General features: G+C 52.7%; 19 protein-coding genes. 8 read left to right on the forward strand and 11 right to left on the reverse strand.

Translation table 11 applies throughout. The annotated features are described in order from the left end of the window. Positions 1-72 precede the first annotated feature (72 nt). Both ACMWKK_RS21080 and ACMWKK_RS21085 read left to right on the forward strand, forming a co-directional pair. Complete coding sequence (locus ACMWKK_RS21080; protein ID WP_112781570.1) at positions 73-561, forward strand: cupin domain-containing protein; 489 nt, start codon at positions 73-75, stop codon at positions 559-561. 172 nt (positions 562-733) lie between these two features. Then, positions 734-2,044 (forward strand): conjugal transfer protein TraF, encoded by a 1,311-nt coding sequence (locus ACMWKK_RS21085; protein ID WP_112781569.1) that lies wholly within the window; start codon positions 734-736, stop codon positions 2,042-2,044. A gap of 34 nt (positions 2,045-2,078) precedes the next feature. Here the strand turns inward: ACMWKK_RS21085 and ACMWKK_RS21090 are convergent, their stop codons facing one another. Together ACMWKK_RS21090 and ACMWKK_RS21095 are read right to left on the reverse strand one after the other, a co-directional pair. Further along, positions 2,079-2,414 (reverse strand): type II toxin-antitoxin system HicB family antitoxin, encoded by a 336-nt coding sequence (locus ACMWKK_RS21090; RefSeq protein WP_023334163.1) that lies wholly within the window; start codon positions 2,412-2,414, stop codon positions 2,079-2,081. Next, on the reverse strand, positions 2,411-2,674 hold the full coding sequence (locus ACMWKK_RS21095) for a type II toxin-antitoxin system HicA family toxin (protein ID WP_112781568.1): 264 nt from the start codon (positions 2,672-2,674) through the stop codon (positions 2,411-2,413). The genes ACMWKK_RS21090 and ACMWKK_RS21095 overlap by 4 nt, the downstream gene beginning before the upstream one ends. Before the next feature lie 147 nt (positions 2,675-2,821). Between ACMWKK_RS21095 and dusA the strand changes: the two genes are divergently transcribed. Together dusA and pspG are read left to right on the forward strand one after the other, a co-directional pair. Then, positions 2,822-3,817, forward strand: a complete 996-nt coding sequence (dusA, locus tag ACMWKK_RS21100) for a tRNA dihydrouridine(20/20a) synthase DusA (RefSeq protein WP_112781567.1) — start codon at positions 2,822-2,824, stop codon at positions 3,815-3,817. A gap of 136 nt (positions 3,818-3,953) precedes the next feature. Then, a complete protein-coding gene (gene pspG, locus ACMWKK_RS21105) occupies positions 3,954-4,196 on the forward strand; it encodes an envelope stress response protein PspG (protein ID WP_014882144.1) in 243 nt (80 codons plus the stop codon). Positions 4,197-4,380: 184 nt separating this feature from the next. Here pspG and ACMWKK_RS21110 read toward each other — a convergent pair whose 3' ends face one another. After that, complete coding sequence (locus ACMWKK_RS21110; protein WP_112781566.1) at positions 4,381-5,364, reverse strand: quinone oxidoreductase; 984 nt, start codon at positions 5,362-5,364, stop codon at positions 4,381-4,383. Between the two features lie 66 nt (positions 5,365-5,430). Here ACMWKK_RS21110 and dnaB point away from each other — a divergent pair, with 66 nt between their 5' ends. Both dnaB and alr read left to right on the forward strand, forming a co-directional pair. Then, positions 5,431-6,843: a replicative DNA helicase gene (gene dnaB, locus ACMWKK_RS21115; RefSeq protein WP_023310046.1), complete on the forward strand. Its 1,413-nt coding sequence runs from the start codon at positions 5,431-5,433 to the stop codon at positions 6,841-6,843. 16 nt (positions 6,844-6,859) lie between these two features. After that, on the forward strand, positions 6,860-7,939 hold the full coding sequence (alr, locus tag ACMWKK_RS21120) for an alanine racemase (RefSeq protein WP_112781565.1): 1,080 nt from the start codon (positions 6,860-6,862) through the stop codon (positions 7,937-7,939). A gap of 42 nt (positions 7,940-7,981) precedes the next feature. Here alr and ACMWKK_RS21125 read toward each other — a convergent pair whose 3' ends face one another. After that, complete coding sequence (locus ACMWKK_RS21125; RefSeq protein WP_112781564.1) at positions 7,982-8,536, reverse strand: hypothetical protein; 555 nt, start codon at positions 8,534-8,536, stop codon at positions 7,982-7,984. A 302-nt stretch (positions 8,537-8,838) separates the two neighbouring features. Here ACMWKK_RS21125 and ACMWKK_RS21130 point away from each other — a divergent pair, with 302 nt between their 5' ends. Next, a complete protein-coding gene (locus ACMWKK_RS21130; protein ID WP_223239951.1) occupies positions 8,839-9,432 on the forward strand; it encodes a response regulator transcription factor in 594 nt (197 codons plus the stop codon). 92 nt (positions 9,433-9,524) lie between these two features. On the opposite strand, the gene ACMWKK_RS21135 is transcribed toward ACMWKK_RS21130, so the two are convergent. The 7 genes from ACMWKK_RS21135 to ACMWKK_RS21165 all read right to left on the reverse strand — a co-directional run bounded on the left by ACMWKK_RS21135 (position 9,525) and on the right by ACMWKK_RS21165 (position 13,029). After that, positions 9,525-9,809 (reverse strand): hypothetical protein, encoded by a 285-nt coding sequence (locus tag ACMWKK_RS21135; RefSeq protein WP_045328856.1) that lies wholly within the window; start codon positions 9,807-9,809, stop codon positions 9,525-9,527. A 1-nt stretch (position 9,810) separates the two neighbouring features. Beyond that, complete coding sequence (locus ACMWKK_RS21140; RefSeq protein WP_045328855.1) at positions 9,811-10,215, reverse strand: hypothetical protein; 405 nt, start codon at positions 10,213-10,215, stop codon at positions 9,811-9,813. A gap of 71 nt (positions 10,216-10,286) precedes the next feature. Beyond that, positions 10,287-10,823: a hypothetical protein gene (locus ACMWKK_RS21145; protein ID WP_127902846.1), complete on the reverse strand. Its 537-nt coding sequence runs from the start codon at positions 10,821-10,823 to the stop codon at positions 10,287-10,289. Between the two features lie 24 nt (positions 10,824-10,847). After that, positions 10,848-11,330, reverse strand: a complete 483-nt coding sequence (locus ACMWKK_RS21150; protein WP_112781563.1) for a ribonuclease domain-containing protein — start codon at positions 11,328-11,330, stop codon at positions 10,848-10,850. 14 nt (positions 11,331-11,344) lie between these two features. Continuing rightward, the gene (locus ACMWKK_RS21155; protein ID WP_112781562.1) at positions 11,345-11,794 is read right to left on the reverse strand and encodes a lysozyme; all 450 of its coding nucleotides are present in this window, start codon (positions 11,792-11,794) and stop codon (positions 11,345-11,347) included. Further along, complete coding sequence (locus tag ACMWKK_RS21160) at positions 11,794-12,396, reverse strand: DUF2589 domain-containing protein (protein ID WP_112781561.1); 603 nt, start codon at positions 12,394-12,396, stop codon at positions 11,794-11,796. Before ACMWKK_RS21160 ends, ACMWKK_RS21155 begins: the two co-directional genes overlap by 1 nt. 75 nt (positions 12,397-12,471) lie before the next feature. Continuing rightward, positions 12,472-13,029 (reverse strand): DUF2589 domain-containing protein, encoded by a 558-nt coding sequence (locus ACMWKK_RS21165; protein WP_045328850.1) that lies wholly within the window; start codon positions 13,027-13,029, stop codon positions 12,472-12,474. A 206-nt stretch (positions 13,030-13,235) separates the two neighbouring features. Here ACMWKK_RS21165 and tyrB point away from each other — a divergent pair, with 206 nt between their 5' ends. Further along, positions 13,236-14,429: an aromatic amino acid transaminase gene (tyrB, locus tag ACMWKK_RS21170; RefSeq protein ID WP_048994414.1), complete on the forward strand. Its 1,194-nt coding sequence runs from the start codon at positions 13,236-13,238 to the stop codon at positions 14,427-14,429. Positions 14,430-14,632: the final 203 nt, after the last annotated feature.

The following is a 14,632-nucleotide window of genomic DNA, read 5'->3' on the forward strand; positions in this document are numbered from 1 at the left end:
ATGTTCTGGTAAAAACACCGAGATCCGCCAGTCTGTGCTATACCTGACCCATCGCAAACCGGGAGATTCATAATGGAAAGACCTGACTGTATTCGGCACTGGCGCGACGTGGAAGGCGCGGATGACTCGACCTATCCAGATAGCGATGAGCGGTTTTCTATTGGCGCACCGCTGGCCCGCAGGCTTGGGCTCGGGCGCATCGGCATTCATCATGAGCGGCTACCGCCCGGGCGCAGGACGTCCTACCCGCACGCGGAAAGCGATGAAGAAGAGTTCGTTTACGTGCTCGAAGGCTATCCGGAAGCGTGGATTAATGGCTATTTATGGAAACTGGAACCGGGGGACAGCGTGGGGTTTCCTGCCGGAACGGGTGTCTGCCACACCTTTATCAATAACACGGACGACGAGGTGCGGTTGCTGGTCGTGGGCGAGGCCAACAAGAAGCACAATCGCATCTACTATCCGCTTAACCCGGTGTATGCCGCCACCCGCGAGGACCGCTGGGTAGACCACCCACCCCAGTTTTTTGGACCGCATGATGGAAAACCTGGGAAAAAATAATTTCCTCTTCTATAAATATTGAGGGCCGTCACAAAATATAACAGGCCGTAAGGGAGTTTTACTTAGGGACAGAAATAGCGGGTCTTTTACTCCTTATTCACAGCAATAGTTCGTTCCTGTTTGGGTGATAACAGACAGGGGTTATTTCATAACAGACTATAACGGGCATACTGTGAAAAAAAATTTTAAATTTTCAGTGGTTAGCATTGCTGTTTCTTTGTTTATGGCAAATCAGGCGGGAGCAGCCAATACCTGGACAGAATCACGGAGTGACGCCATGGGCGGCACGGGCGTTGCCTCTGGGAGCTATGGCAGTGGGGCGTTAATTAACCCGGCGCTGTTGGCAAAGGCAAAACCGGACGATGATGTGACGGTCATTCTGCCATCCGTTGGGGTGCAGGTGACGGATAAAGACAATCTTCAGGACGAGATTGATAACATCAACGATAAAATCAATCATTACAAGGACGTGGTGAAGAATCTCACGCCAAGAGAAATTATCACCAATCCAATAGGTTCCATTAATCAGTTCCAGGGCGCGGCCAAAGATCTGGCCGACGAGCTGGACTATCTCAACGGCAAAACCGCTCGCGCAACGGCAGGCGCGGGGCTCGCCGTGAGTATCCCTAACGATGTGCTTTCCGTGGCCTTTATGGCGAAAGGGTACGCCCATGGCCGGGTGAGTTCGTCTATCGATCAGCAAGATATTGATTATCTGCGTGGTATTCAACGAAGCAATGTCGTGGCAGCCGGTGTTGCCCTGGATGCTGCGCTGAACGGCACGGACCAGATCACGAAAAACCTCAACTCGACGGCGTCCGGCCGGGCGGCGATAGTGTCCGACTATGGTATCGCCGTTGCCCGTCAGTTCGATCTTGGCGGCGTCCCGGTTTCCGTGGGGGTTACGCCAAAACTGCAAAAAACCTGGGTCTATAACTACACCACCTCAATCTACGATTACGACAGTAACAAGTGGAACGACAGCCGCTACCGCACTGACGATACGGGCTTCAACGTCGATGCCGGTATTGCGGCTGATTTCGGCGAACACTGGACGGTCGGCGTGAGCGGTCAAAACCTGATGTCGCGCGATATCGACACCAAAGATATCCGTATCCGCAACGGCCGTACGGGAGAAGTGGTGAGCTATAAAGACACCTATCAGATCCGTCCCCTGGTGACCGCCGGTGCCGCCTGGCACAACGATCTGGTCACGCTGACCGCCGATGGCGATCTGACGGAAACCAAAGGCTTCAAGAGCGAAGATACGTCGCAGTATGTTGGCGTCGGTGCCGAGGTAACGCCGCTGAGCTGGCTGGCGGTGCGTGCGGGTTATCGCGCGGACGTGAAGGGTAACGACAGCAACGTCTTTACCGGCGGTGTCGGTTTCGCACCGTTTAGCACCGTGCATGTTGACCTGATGGGCCTGTATGGTGAAGACGAAACCTGGGGCGCAGGGGCTCAGCTGAGCATGACGTTCTAAACACAAAGGGCACCCTTGCTGGTGCCCTTTACACTTATCCGTGTGCTGCTTTAGCCAGCGTATCGTTGATCCATTGATTCACGCTTTTACCAGAAACTTCAGCGGCAATGCTGATCGCTGAATGGACTTCCGGCGAGATGCGCAAACTGATTTTTCCGCTAGCTGGTCGCAAGGGCTCTCGGCCCTGCTCAGCACAATAAGCCAGATAATCATCAACTGCTTCTTCAAACGCTTTACGTAGGGCAGCAACGTTATCAGCATGAAAACCGATAACATCTCTTATGCCAGCAACATGCCCTACGAAGCAGAGATCTTCATCACTGTAATCTATTTTTGCGGCATAGCCTTTATAAGTCATAGTGTTAATCATGGAGAGACCCCTGTTGCGATGAGAAAAGCCATTGCGTCGCGAACCTGATAAACCTTCGCTTCTTTATCCGGATGGGGACGATGAAACGAAGCCACAACTCCATTGATTTCGAATCTTACCCTTGAGCCGTTACCTTCCGAGGCTTTCGCCCCCAATGCGATAAAAAGCGCTTCAATTCTGCGCCATTCCAGAGAACTGGGTGTAGGCGCAGAGAAAATCAACTGCAATGTTTTTTGGTGGCGGGCGTTCAATGTTTTCATAGTTCATAGATTCCATTTTAATTTTCTTCCCCGCCAAAGTTGAAATAAATGATATCACTTTTTGATATCATATCAAGCCAGATCGTATCCTTTTTGTGCGTGTGCTATAGTAGCGCCCCTTTTCCACCAGATGCTTAAAACTTCGCCATGTCGTCAGAATCACAGACCGCTTTCCCTGCACACCGTTTCTCCATTGCGCCGATGCTCGACTGGACGGACAGACACTGCCGCTATTTCCTGCGCCAGCTCTCCCGCCATACGCTGCTGTACACCGAAATGGTGACCACGGGCGCAATCATCCACGGGAAGGGCGACTATCTGGCCTATAGCGAAGAAGAGCATCCGGTTGCATTGCAGCTGGGCGGCAGCGATCCGGCCGCGCTGGCGCAGTGTGCGAAGCTGGCGGAAGCGCGCGGCTACGACGAGATCAACCTCAACGTTGGCTGCCCGTCCGACCGCGTGCAAAACGGCATGTTCGGCGCGTGCCTGATGGGCAACGCCCAGCTGGTGGCGGACTGTATCAAGGCGATGCGCGATGTCGTCTCCATTCCGGTCACTGTCAAAACCCGGATCGGAATTGACGACCAGGACAGCTACGAGTTCCTGTACGATTTCATCAACACGGTGTCCGGCAAAGGCGAGTGCGAGATGTTTATCATCCACGCTCGTAAAGCCTGGCTCTCTGGCCTCAGTCCGAAAGAGAACCGTGAGATCCCGCCGCTGGACTATCCGCGCGTGTATCAGCTAAAGCGTGACTTCCCGCACCTGACGATGTCGATCAACGGCGGCATTAAGTCGCTGGAAGAGGCCAAAGCGCATCTGGCACATATGGATGGCGTGATGGTCGGACGCGAGGCGTATCAGAACCCGGGCATTCTGGCGACGGTCGATCGCGAAATCTTTGGCGTTGAAGGCGCAGACACCGATCCGGTTGCCGTCGTGCGCGCCATGTATCCTTATATTGAGCGCGAGCTGAGCAACGGCACGTATCTCGGCCACATTACCCGCCATATGCTGGGCCTGTTCCAGGGCATTCCGGGCGCGCGGCAGTGGCGTCGTTATCTTAGTGAAAATGCGCATAAAGCCGGTGCCGATATTGAGGTTCTGGAACATGCTCTGCGACTGGTCGCAGACAAGCGATAACTTTCGCTAAAAGTTCGTCAAATTCACCACGCCCTGCCTGTTATCGCGGGGCGTTTTGCTTTTATAACAATGAGTTAAGTTTGGCATGATTCTTGTAATACAAACTGTATTACTCGGGAACTCGTGGGAGAGCACCATGCTGGAACTACTTTTTGTGATTGGCTTTTTTGTCATGCTGCTAGCGACAGGCGTTTCGCTGCTCGGCATTCTGGCTGCGCTTGTCGTGGCGACGGTGGTGATGTTTATCGGCGGGCTGTTTGCCCTGACCATTAAGCTTCTGCCGTGGCTGCTGCTGGCCATTGCGGTGGTATGGGCGATACGGGCGATTAAATCGCCAAAACTGCCGACTTATCAGCGCAATAACCGCTTCCGTTACTAAGGTATTGAGGGGTTCGTCACATACTTGTAACTTTCCCGGCAGCATGGCTTAGAACAGAATAGGATTTACTTATCGAATCTGTCACTATGGCTGCCGCTACAGAATTCATCGTGCTGTACCCTACATACAGCCGAACTAAAAAAAGAAAGGGCTTCCCACGGGAAGCCCAATTTCTTTTTGGGGCTCAGGGAATCAACAGGCTCGATCCCTGCGTCGCCCGACTCTCCAGCACCTCATGCGCGCGCTGCGCCTCGGTCAGCGCATATTTCTGCGCGTCGGCTACGTCCACCTTAATTACGCCGCTGGCGATCAGCGAAAACAGCTCGTTGCTGGCTTCCTCGAGTTCTTCCCGACTGGTGATGTAACCCTGCAGGGAAGGGCGCGTCACGTAGAGCGAGCCTTTCTGGTTCAGAATACCCAGGTTAACGCCCGTCACCGCGCCAGACGCGTTCCCGAAGCTCACCATCAGCCCACGACGCTGCAGGCAGTCCAGCGACGCTTCCCAGGTATCTTTGCCCACCGAGTCATACACCACGCGCACTTTTTTGCCGCTGGTGATCTCCTTCAGCCGCTCAACGATGCTCTCTTCGCGATAGTTAATCACCTGCCAGGCACCCGCCTGCAGCGCGCGCTGCGCTTTTTGGGCATTGCCCACGGTGCCGATCAGCTTCGCGCCCAGCGCTTTTGCCCACTGACAGGCGATGAGCCCAACCCCGCCCGCCGCGGCATGAAACAGGAACTGCTCGTCGGGTTTAATTTCATAGGTTTTGCGCAGCAGGTAGTAAACCGTCAGACCCTTCAGAAACGACGCCGCCGCCTGTTCAAAGGAGATAGCGTTGGGCAGCAGGGCGGCTTTATCCGCCGGTACGTTGTGGATGGAGCTGTAAGCGCCCAGCGCAGATTGCGCATACACCACGCGGTCGCCCTCTTTAATATGCTTCACCGCGCTGCCCACTTTGATGACGATGCCGGCCGCTTCGGTGCCCAGGCCGCTCGGCAATGACGGAGGCGGGTAGAGGCCGCCGCGAATGTACGTGTCGATGTAGTTGATGCCGATGGCTTTGTTTTCAACCTGGATTTCGTTCTCGCCAGGCGCTGCGGGGGTAAACTCCACCGCTTTCAGTACGTCCGGACCGCCGTGTTTCTGGAACTCAATGCGCGTTGCCATGCTCCCTCCGTCAGAAAAATATGGTAATCTTTCGACCCACTCTTTATCTCGGTAACTCCATTCACTATGGCAGGAAACAAACCCTTCAACAAACAGACTGAACCTCGCGAGCGTGATTTCCAGGTCGCAGGGTTAAAAGTCCCGCCGCACTCGATTGAAGCGGAACAGTCGGTGTTGGGCGGTTTAATGCTGGATAACGAGCGCTGGGACGACGTCGCCGAGCGCGTCGTGGCGGAAGATTTCTACACCCGCCCGCACCGCCACATCTTCACCGAAATGGCGCGTCTGCAGGAGTCGGGCAGCCCGATCGATCTCATCACGCTGGCGGAGTCGCTGGAGCGTCTGGGGCAACTCGACAGCTGCGGTGGGTTTGCCTATCTGGCAGAACTGTCAAAAAACACGCCAAGTGCGGCGAACATCAGCGCTTACGCCGATATCGTGCGCGAACGTGCCGTTGTCCGCGAGATGATCTCGGTGGCGAACGAGATCGCCGAAGCCGGTTTTGATCCGCAGGGTCGCACCAGCGAAGACCTGCTCGACCTTGCCGAGTCCCGCGTCTTCAAAATCGCCGAAAGCCGCGCCAACAAGGACGAAGGCCCAAAAAATATCGCCGATGTCCTCGACGCCACCGTTGCCCGTATCGAACAGCTGTTCCAGCAGCCGCACGACGGCGTCACCGGCGTGAACACCGGCTATGACGATCTCAACAAGAAAACCGCCGGCCTGCAGCCGTCGGATTTGATTATCGTCGCCGCGCGTCCGTCGATGGGTAAAACGACATTTGCGATGAACCTCGTCGAAAATGCGGCGATGCTGCAGGATAAGCCGGTACTCATCTTCAGTCTTGAGATGCCCTCCGAGCAGATCATGATGCGTTCCCTGGCGTCGCTGTCGCGCGTCGACCAGACCCGCATCCGTACCGGCCAGCTCGACGATGAGGACTGGGCGCGCATCTCCGGCACCATGGGGATTCTGCTGGAAAAACGTAATATCTACATTGATGACTCTTCCGGCCTGACGCCGACGGAAGTCCGTTCCCGCGCGCGCCGCATCGCCCGTGAACACGGCGGCATTGGCCTTATCATGATCGACTACCTTCAGCTGATGCGCGTACCGTCGCTCTCCGACAACCGTACGCTGGAAATTGCAGAAATTTCCCGCTCGCTCAAGGCGTTAGCCAAAGAGCTGCACGTGCCGGTCGTCGCGCTATCGCAGCTCAACCGCTCTCTGGAACAACGTGCCGACAAGCGCCCGGTCAACTCCGACCTGCGTGAATCCGGCTCCATCGAGCAGGATGCCGACTTAATCATGTTTATCTACCGTGATGAGGTTTATCACGAGAACAGCGATCTGAAAGGGATCGCCGAAATTATTATTGGTAAACAACGTAACGGCCCGATCGGGACGGTGCGTCTGACCTTTAACGGACAGTGGTCGCGTTTCGACAACTATGCCGGTCCTCAATATGATGATGAGTAATTTCTAAGGAATTCAAATGCAAGCGGCAACTGTTGTGATTAACCGCCGCGCTCTGCGACACAACCTGCAACGTCTGCGTGAACTGGCGCCCGCCAGCAAGCTCGTTGCAGTCGTGAAAGCGAACGCTTACGGACACGGTCTTCTAGAGACCGCGCGAACGCTCCCCGATGCCGACGCCTTTGGCGTTGCCCGTCTCGAAGAAGCCCTCCGCCTGCGCGCGGGAGGGATTACCCAACCCATACTGCTCCTCGAAGGCTTTTTCGAAGCCAGCGATCTGCCGACCATCGCTGACCAGCATTTGCACACGGCGGTACATAACGAAGAACAGCTAACCGCACTCGAAACCGCCGAACTGAGCGAGCCGGTGACCGTCTGGATGAAGCTCGACACGGGCATGCACCGTTTGGGCGTACGTCCGGAAAGCGCGGAAGCGTTTTATCAGCGCCTGTGCCGGTGCAAAAACGTGCGCCAGCCGGTGAATATTGTCAGCCACTTCGCCCGTGCCGATGAGCCCGAGTGCGGGGCGACCGAGCGGCAGCTGGATATCTTCAATACCTTCTGCGAAGGCAAGCCGGGGATGCGCTCGATTGCGGCTTCCGGTGGGATCCTGCTGTGGCCGCAGTCGCACTTCGACTGGGCGCGGCCGGGCATTATTCTTTACGGCGTGTCGCCGCTGGAGAACAAGCCCTGGGGGCCGGACTTTGGCTTTAAGCCCGTCATGTCGCTCGTTTCAAAGCTGATTGCCGTGCGTGAGCACAAAGCGGGAGAGCCGGTGGGCTATGGCGGCACCTGGACCAGCGAGCGCGACACGCGTCTCGGCGTGGTGGCGATGGGTTACGGAGACGGTTATCCGCGTGCCGCACCGTCGGGTACGCCGGTTCTGGTCAACGGTCGCGAAGTGAAGATCGTCGGCCGCGTGGCGATGGACATGATTTGTGTTGATCTCGGGCCGGAAGCCCAGGATAAAGCGGGCGATGATGCGGTGCTGTGGGGTGAAGGACTGCCCGTTGAGCGCATTGCTGAAATCACGAAAGTGAGTGCTTACGAACTTATTACGCGCCTGACGTCAAGGGTGGCGATGAAGTACCTGGATTGATCCATAAACAACGGTGGCTCCTGGGGAGCCACCGCCACCGCTTTAAGGACGAAGCAGCATCACAAAAGTTCCTGCAATAATGGGTTGCCCGTTTGCTCTGTTAATCACCCGTACCGCGTGTTGCCCCTGATGTTCAACAACATCAATGTCCAGGTTTGCATAGTGCTCAATGTGCACCTGGTTAATGTCCGGGGAGGGGATCACATGAACAAACCCATTACTGGTCCGGTAAATCACTGTCGCATGCCCGACGCCAATAATCATTGCGCTATAGTCAGCCAGATAGTGCTGGACTTCCAGCGCTAGCGCCTCACGATTTACATCATCTCCCAGCATTGACGGAGTGATGATCCTGCAGCCAGCCCCCTTAAGATCGGTACGTGCCAGGTTGCGATTAACATCATCTTCATTCGGCGCCTGCATCGCGAGACCGGGAAGATGGTGGGCAACCTGAAGGGCATCCCACTGGTTTTCGAGAATATCGTTGCGGGAATAGGTGCCGAAATTAGCCAGAACCATCTGCAGGCAATTCGGGAAGCACGAATTCTGAAAAGCCATATTTTTATAATAGAAACCATATTGATTTGACCACGGCATATCTTTCTCCTCAGTTAATTGTGTTTACAGCACAGAAATAATAGGTAGTAGCGATATGGATGAATATATGCCCTGTGGGAAATGCTATTTTTCGTAGAAAATGATGCAAAACATTATTTGTGGATTTCATCCCTGCTTCATCATGATGTTAGTCATGCTGCATATGATATTTGACCTATGGCAAATGAAGTTTTATAAGATTTCAATTAGCGCTCATACTCATTTTCGGAATATCTGGATGTTAATAATCATAATCTAAAAGAATGGTTCTTGGATGAGGTTAAGTTGAAATGAATATATTAATGATCGATGAACTACCGATCTACATTCATGGTATGAAAAATGAACTGAAGAGAGTCATGCCAGAATGTACTTTTTCTGCTACTAACAGCTACGAAGATGCAAAAGAAATGCTCAAGTCAGCGCCAGTTTCGATTGTGTTGCTTGATGGCGATATGGACTATTCAAAATTTATTGAAGAGATTGAGCTTGAATGGCCGACTGTGCCGGTAGTGATCATGTTCCGTAAAGCGTGTGAGCGCAATTTTAACCTTTATCAGCATCATAATATTAGAGGTGTATTCACAAAATCACTCTCTGCAGAAAAAATAGTGCAAGTTATCAATGTAGTATTATCGGGCGTTATCTGTATTCCAGAGCAGGTTATTATGAGTAGTACCGCGACGACAGTTAATTCACCCGTTCTCATGCTTAGCCAGCGGCAAAAAGAAGTACTGAGCTTGTTGGCAAGGGGCGGGACAAACAAGCAAATCGGAAGAGAGCTGAACATTAGCGCAGGTACCGTTAAGGTTCACCTGGAATCAATATTTCATCGTTTGCAGGTGAATAACCGTACGCAGGCAGCAAGGTTGTATTTTAAATACATTGATAAATGAGTTGTCTTTTCTATTCTGTTGTATCCTGAAATGATTTCATTTAAAAATGCGTGACGGCGATGGCGTTTGTCACGCATTTTGTTATGTTGGATCTATTTTGATAAAAAGAAACGAATAATGATTATTAATGTTCCAGCATCCTGAAGAAACCAGAAAGGGATGCTAGCGCTCAAGTTATCATGGCCTGTCAGTAAGCTTTCAATGTTCAATCCACTTTGTGCAAATAGTCCAAAAGCTATCGCAGCAAAGCCTATTTTATAAGGAATAGGTTGTTTTTTTATTCTACTACTGTAAGCACAAAAGAGGATAATAAAAGATATGACAAGGTCCAGCATGATTGTGATAAACAACATCCACCAGTCCGTTACGCTACTCATTCTAATCCTCTTTATCATTATTAATCAGGGTTGCATCGGGAAGTGCTTCATTACGTACTCTTTTTTTGATAACTGAGGCAACATCAAAAATATCCTGCTGCTCGTGGCGGCGGAAAAAGTTAGCCAGCCAAACAATAAGACCATTGCTCATTGCTCCCAGGATATAACCTAATCCCAGGGTGATATCCGACTGGTTTAAATCAATCTTCAACCATCTTGCAGTAAGGCCGCCTAACGCTACGGCGGCACCCATACTGATTCCTCCAAAGATAATGCCTGCAATGAACTTGCTGTGCTGATGCAAGCGCTGTGGTTGCCAAAAAAAAGATATACTGACACCACCGAATAATCCTGCAAGAGCCAGGAGTGAAGCACTAATTAAAGCTGGAGGAACGGAGGTATTCATGTCAATCTCCTCATTGATAACAAGACCCTCGCAGAAGGGTCTTGTTGTGAATAAAAACCCCATTATTACGACTATTTGACATAATTGATCAATGTTTGACCGACGCCATTTATAAATTTTTGCTGTTTATAGCTTTGTAGCGTTACGTTACCAACCAGACCGTTTGGTATAATGATTTCCATATCGTTACTCTCCTCGTTATTGAAGCATTTAAAGTAGAAACGATAGCGGGCCAGTGTGGGTATTAACAAATCGCTATCCGCTACAGGGATTTCTATTCTGCGCAATGCTTCTTTAATTTCTTTTAGTAATGCCGTTTTGTCCTGCGCAGGGGATTTAAGTCTCTCATCGTGGCATACAATAATACGTGCAGGTTCACTAATGTTCACGATATTAAGGTAGGCCATTCCATTCCCTGCCTTGTCGGCGCAGTCTGGCATATAGCCAAGTGTCAGGGTTTCTGTACTGCCAACATAAAATCCAGACCATTCCGCATCATTTTTTGTTTCGTTACGATATTTCGTCGAATCCCAGTCCTTTGCTCTAAATATACAGGCCTTGTAGCCAAGGACGCCTGCTGGAAGACACTCTGTTTTCAGTTCCATCATGCTTCTCCGATATTAACGTATGGATTAATTACAGGAATTTACTTCCACTAAATGTTGGTATTTATCGGTGGTGAGATAACGCTGAGGCCCGGAAAGTGTATAGATCAGTCGCTTGGACCCCCGGTATCCTTTAGAGACATCTATATCGGCGCTAAACCAGGATTGCGATAAAGGGAGTTTCGGGTTGGTATAATTATCCCCACCAATCCATTTGTTATTGGTGGGTTTAAGCCCCCAAAGTGTTTCTGTTTCATTACCCGACCAGCCCAGACGTTTCGCTTCATCGCTGGTGATGTAGCGGGACGGCAGCCGCCCCGTTTGTGTGAGACTGCGCAATGTTTTTGCCAGGTCATCCACATCATTTATTCGGGCGGTGCCCTGTAAAGAAAGGAAGGTATTAACGTCCTTAATCTCATTCTCGCAGGTGGGTAACGCTGCATTGACCTGCATAACGACCATCAGGGATGCAAAGAAAACCACTTTTTTTAAAGCCACAGATAACGTCATATTGACCTCCAGATTTAACCAAGAAATAACTTCATTTCCGCCTCGCGGCGACGCGTCAGGCCGGACAAGACCTTCCCGCCTGCCTTATTCCAGCTTTTGAACTGCAGCGCTGCGGCCTGAACATCGCCCACGTTGAATTTTTTGAGTAGCGTGGATTTCTTTAAATTGCCCACGCCAAGGTTGAAGGCGAATGAAACCAGTGCGTCGAATTGAGCCTGCGTTGCTGGTTGGTTCAGCAGTTTTTTTACCCCGTCCTCGGTGCGTTTCAGATCTCTGCGCAGCAGATCTTTGGCTTCGCCAGTGGTGATTTTGGTCAGCTTTTCCATCTCCTCTTTGAGGATCAAATGGCCGTAGCCGATCGTCCATAAACCTACGGCATCGCGATAACGCTCCAGCTTCAATCCTTCAAACTGGCAAATCAGCTGAATACCCTTGTCACCTGTACGTTCTGGTTGTTTTTGCATTACGAAGTCTCCTCTGCTTTCGGACGGGGAATCACCTTGTTGGTGTATTCGTCAATCAAGCGCATAACGCTTTCCGGTGGCTCAAGCGCGGTAAATTGCATCTCCACATCGACGTGGCGACTGTCACGCCCGCCTTTGTTATCGCTTGAAGGCGAAAGGCTAACGTGAAAGCGGCCAAATTCGTTTTCACCGGACTGACGAGAAGGTGCCTGCATGCCTTCCGTGCGGATCGTCAGGTTGACCTTCATTTTTTCCAGCATCAGCCCGCGCGGCGTTGAAAGCGCGACTAAGGGCAGGTCAAAGTAGTGTTGTTCATCCAGCGTCAGCTGTACCGTGCGTGGAATCAACGAACCGTCTTCAGCGGGTTCGAAAAAGGGATCCAGCGCCTTCATATACTGCTGAGCAATCAGCTCATTGGCCGCCGTGGCCGCGTACTGCATTCCGCGCGTGATATCTTCAAGCGAGATTGGCACGCCGGGAATATCGGCTGGCGGCTTAGGATGTGTATTTTCTTGTGCCGGCGGCGTACCTTCATCCTCTTTGCCCGTTTTGTTTTCCGGCTCTTCATCCCTGCCGCCGCGCAGCCATTTTTTAAAAGACATATTTCGCTCCTGGAAAAAGGGCTACCCGGATAGCCCCTGCGTTACGGAATCGCCCGTATGTCGCGGCGTGGAAGATTATTGCGCAGCGACAGGCTTGGTTTTGGCGTTGGTTAGGTACTCAATTACGCGCTGCAGAGCTTCTGGTGGCTCCTGGCGTTTAATCTGGGTATGGATGGAGTATTTAGCGCGTGTATCGGTCGAGCGGGTCTGCTCCGATTTATGGGAGACTTTGCCGGTCATTTTTGCTTTGAATACGCCCCAGCCGATGGACGCTTCTACGGAGGCCTCCGCTTCAGTACTGCTGGAACTGGCTTCGCTTTGGCTCACTTCCAGCTCAAAGTCGATGGTGCCGTCTTCGATACAGATGATAGGGTGTGTGATCGCCGCCAGCAGCGGAATGCTCATCTTGCGGGTCACGCTGCCTTTGTTTACACCTTGCTCGTCTACCACGGTTTCGTCGTAGTCGAATTCGATCGCGACGGCTTTGCCGTCTTTAATACAAACTGAGAGCAGAAAGTCGGTATAAGACTTGCTCGCCTGAACCTGTGCTTTGATCATCGCCTGCAGAGGACCGCCGATCATATGCTCCAGCGGCAGGGCGTTAATGACTGAACCAATAAATTGTGAATCCATGATGTGAACTCCTTGAATCAGTGAATGCGCGGTTGCGCAGAAGTCACTTTATGGAAAGCGGGAAGGGGAAAATATTGGGTAAATGTCAGGGCCAGAGGACGCAAACAACCTATGCCGATCGCAGGATAATCTTAAGGGGTGGTGTTGCGTGATATTCCGGTTTATTGTTGAAATCCCTGCCTCATCGAATTCCGGAGAACCATCGCGTGTTTCAGAAAGTTGACGCCTATGCCGGCGACCCTATCCTCTCCTTAATGGAGCGTTTCAAAGAAGATCCTCGCAGCGACAAAGTGAACCTCAGCATCGGTCTGTATTACAACGAGGACGGTATTATTCCTCAATTAAACGCCGTTGCTGAAGCCGAAGCGCGTCTGAACGCGGCTCCACACGGTGCTTCTCTTTATCTGCCGATGGAAGGGCTGAACGCCTATCGCAACACCATTGCGCCGCTGCTGTTCGGGGCCGATCACGCGGTGCTCGCGCAAAAACGCGTGGCGACTATCCAGACGCTGGGCGGCTCGGGCGCGCTGAAGGTGGGGGCGGACTTCCTGAAAAAATACTTCCCGGATTCAGGCGTGTGGGTCAGTGACCCGACGTGGGAAAACCACGTTGCGATCTTCGAGGGCGCAGGCTTTGAGGTGGCGACCTATCCGTGGTTCGACAGCGAAACTAACGGCGTGCGCGTTGAGGCGCTGCTGGAAAAACTGAACACCCTGCCGGCGCGCAGCATTGTGCTGCTGCATCCATGCTGCCATAACCCGACCGGTGCGGATCTCACCCACGATCAGTGGGATGCGGTGATAGAGGTGCTTAAGGCCCGCAACCTGATCCCGTTCCTCGACATTGCCTATCAGGGCTTTGGCGCGGGTATGGAAGACGATGCTTACGCCATCCGCGCCGTGGCCAGCGCCGGGCTGCCTGCTCTGGTGAGTAACTCCTTCTCTAAAATTTTCTCCCTCTACGGCGAGCGCGTTGGCGGTCTGTCCGTGGTGTGTGAAGACGCAGAAGCGGCGGGTCGCGTGCTGGGTCAACTGAAGGCGACGGTACGCCGCATCTACTCCAGCCCGCCAAACTTTGGTGCGCAGGTGGTGGCGACGGTTCTCGGTGACGAAAAGCTGAAAGCCAACTGGCTCGCCGAAGTGGAATCCATGCGTAAGCGCATTCTGTCGATGCGTCAGGAGCTGGTTAACGTTCTGAAAGAGGCCGTGCCGGGGCATAACTTCGACTATCTGCTCAAGCAGCGCGGGATGTTCAGCTATACCGGACTGAGCGCGGCGCAGGTCGATCGCCTGCGCGAAGAGTTCGGCGTCTACCTGATCGCCAGCGGCCGTATGTGCGTGGCGGGTCTGAATGCCAGCAACGTCCACCGCGTAGCGCAGGCGTTTGCCGCAGTGATGTAAGTATTCACTTACTTGTATGCTATATGTAGGCCGGGTAAGGCGCAGCCGCCACCCGGCTTTTTTGTTCGCGCCGGTGCCGGTCATTCGCCCGGTGGCGCTTCGCTTACCGGGTCTGCGCGTTTCTTCTGCGCTTTGTGATCGCCTTCTTTTTTATTCCGCTCCATAAGCAAAAACTCCTTCCCTTCACCTCCCGCTGGGGTTAT

It is taken from the genome of Enterobacter sp. 01-M-03-SI-ECC (assembly GCF_047530215.1).
Taxonomy (GTDB): domain Bacteria; phylum Pseudomonadota; class Gammaproteobacteria; order Enterobacterales; family Enterobacteriaceae; genus Enterobacter; species Enterobacter chengduensis.